Raw genomic sequence first — 1,781 nt, 5'->3', positions numbered from 1 at the left:
GCTCGCTCGCTACGGCGCTGTTGAGGGCGCGCTCGCGAGCGGCTTCGCTACCGCCGAGCTACACCACGTCTGGGGACACGACCCACTCTGTGCCGCGGTCCTGGTCTCGCCCCGGCATGAATTGGCCCTCGCGTGTACCTCTTGTGGGACTCATTCAGGTGGGCTGCACCGCCTCGCGCCGATCGGCAGGATGGATGTTGCTGACATGGCAGCCGGCATGCGCCCGAACGGCTGCCGCCTACTGGCTCAACGAATATCTGATGAACGGCGTGCTGCTTTTGAAGCGCTTGCCACCCCGCAGCTGACAACTCGTTTGACACCACGGCGCCGCGAGCCCATCGAGCCCCTTGCGCATGTCGGTATGACCGAGCGCCAGATGCACCTTCACCCCCGTCGGAACGACGATCATGATGCGTTCTTCCTCGCCGCGAGATGCTGCTGGACTGCATCTGCATTGTGCCGACGGATGCAAAGACGCGCCGCCCGTCGTCCAGTTGGGCTGTCATCACGCCGTCCGGCGGTCGTACGAGATTGCGCAGGGCAGTCAGTACCGGCGGTTCGGTTTCCGTCCCATGGATGAGTGCAACCGTTGCCAATTGCGGCGCCTTGCGAGCGGTCACGCCGAACTGGACACGCCGGCCGAAGGCATGCTGGTGGCCATCCCATGGCGGCGGCAAACCTCCGCCACACTGACGCCGGGCTTCTCCGTCTCCTGCACGATCGCCTGCTTCTGTGCGTTGCTGAAGCGGCGCCGGTTCGACCGCCCGTCAACGGCGGTGTCAAGTGACATTGGCGCCGTACGCAATTAGCAGCGCTGCTGAATTGAGCCCGCGCACTCGGATGCAACAGAGATCGCCAGTCCACTTCGGCCTCGAATTCCTCGGGGACGAGCGCGCCATTTGCGCAGCGCATGGGGCGAAAGTCCGAGCGCCGCGGCATATTCGGCAAGCCCCAACCCGCTCCAGTTCATCGCCTCCACATGCTTGCCCCAGAACGCCTGCAGGGCAATCGGACCGGTGTCCGTACGCACGCTGTAGCGGTAGCGGCGCGGGCTCTTGCGTCGCTTCGGCGGCCCTTTCTTGCCCCGCTTTTCCGGCTTTTCCTGGCGCAATTTCCGCAGATATTCCGTACGTTTGCGCCGATCTTCCGGGCTCACCAGATGGCGCACTCACAGCTCAAAAGTCTTCGTCGAAAGCTTGCGCCGGCGGCAATATTCCTCCGCCTCAAAACGGCCCGATACCAGGTCGCGTCATGCGTCGACCAGCACGGGTTGTTGGCCTTGTCCCAGGAACGTTGAGGCACCGCCGGAAATCTCTCAATAGCAAGGAACGTCACATGTTGCGAGATTGCACGACCCGAAAGATGTGCAGGATCCGGACGGTTACCGAGGGTGGTGGGGGACAGCGAGGGTGGTGGGGGACAGCAAGATAAAGCGAGCTGGCGCTCGCCCTCGCTTCGCTCGTAAGTGTGTGTCTGCACATTGTTTTTTCCGGCACATGCGGACACCGGGAGGCACCACGCGAGGTGTGGCGGGTGCCGGTTGGTCCGCTATCCTGCTGATCTGAAAAGTAAAGGTGCGGTGCCCGGGCGATGTGCGATCCGCCGTTTATACGCCACAGCAAGTCTTTGCGCTCCATAGCACGCTCAGCGTTCCGGCCGTCTTGAAGAGCGAATCCCGACGCCCGATGCTGCCGTCATGGCAGATCGTGACAGCGACCAATTCCAGGTTCGCACCGGCCGGACGCGGCATGGCGGCGCGCCGGTCAATTCGCGCACGCTGC

The 1,781-nt window shown here is 63.4% G+C and carries 3 protein-coding genes; 1 reads left to right on the top strand and 2 read right to left on the bottom strand.

Annotated features, from left to right (window positions below):
* Positions 1–238: 238 nt before the first annotated feature.
* Positions 239–409, bottom strand: coding sequence for a hypothetical protein (locus NKI70_RS33775; protein WP_245274835.1), 171 nt, complete (start codon positions 407–409; stop codon positions 239–241).
* On the opposite strand from NKI70_RS33775, the gene NKI70_RS34175 reads away from it, so the two are divergent.
* Positions 408–809 carry a hypothetical protein gene (locus tag NKI70_RS34175; protein WP_502897819.1) on the top strand — a complete coding sequence of 134 codons (402 nt, stop codon included), beginning with the start codon at positions 408–410 and terminating at the stop codon, positions 807–809. The genes NKI70_RS33775 and NKI70_RS34175 overlap by 2 nt on opposite strands.
* On the opposite strand, the gene NKI70_RS33765 is transcribed toward NKI70_RS34175, so the two are convergent.
* Positions 806–1,168: a hypothetical protein gene (locus tag NKI70_RS33765; RefSeq protein WP_352700499.1), complete on the bottom strand. Its 363-nt coding sequence runs from the start codon at positions 1,166–1,168 to the stop codon at positions 806–808. The genes NKI70_RS34175 and NKI70_RS33765 overlap by 4 nt on opposite strands.
* Between the last annotated feature and the right edge of the window lie 613 nt (positions 1,169–1,781).

The organism is Mesorhizobium sp. M0500, from assembly GCF_040321165.1.
In the GTDB taxonomy this organism is placed as follows: domain Bacteria; phylum Pseudomonadota; class Alphaproteobacteria; order Rhizobiales; family Rhizobiaceae; genus Mesorhizobium.
This window is presented reverse-complemented; position numbering and strand designations above follow the sequence as displayed.

Excerpts from the sequence above, each read along its gene's own strand:
- NKI70_RS33775 (WP_245274835.1), bottom strand. The coding sequence starts at position 409 with ATGATCGTCGTTCCGACGGGGGTGAAGGTGCATCTGGCGCTCGGTCAT.
- NKI70_RS34175 (WP_502897819.1), top strand. The coding sequence starts at position 408 with ATGATGCGTTCTTCCTCGCCGCGAGATGCTGCTGGACTGCATCTGCAT.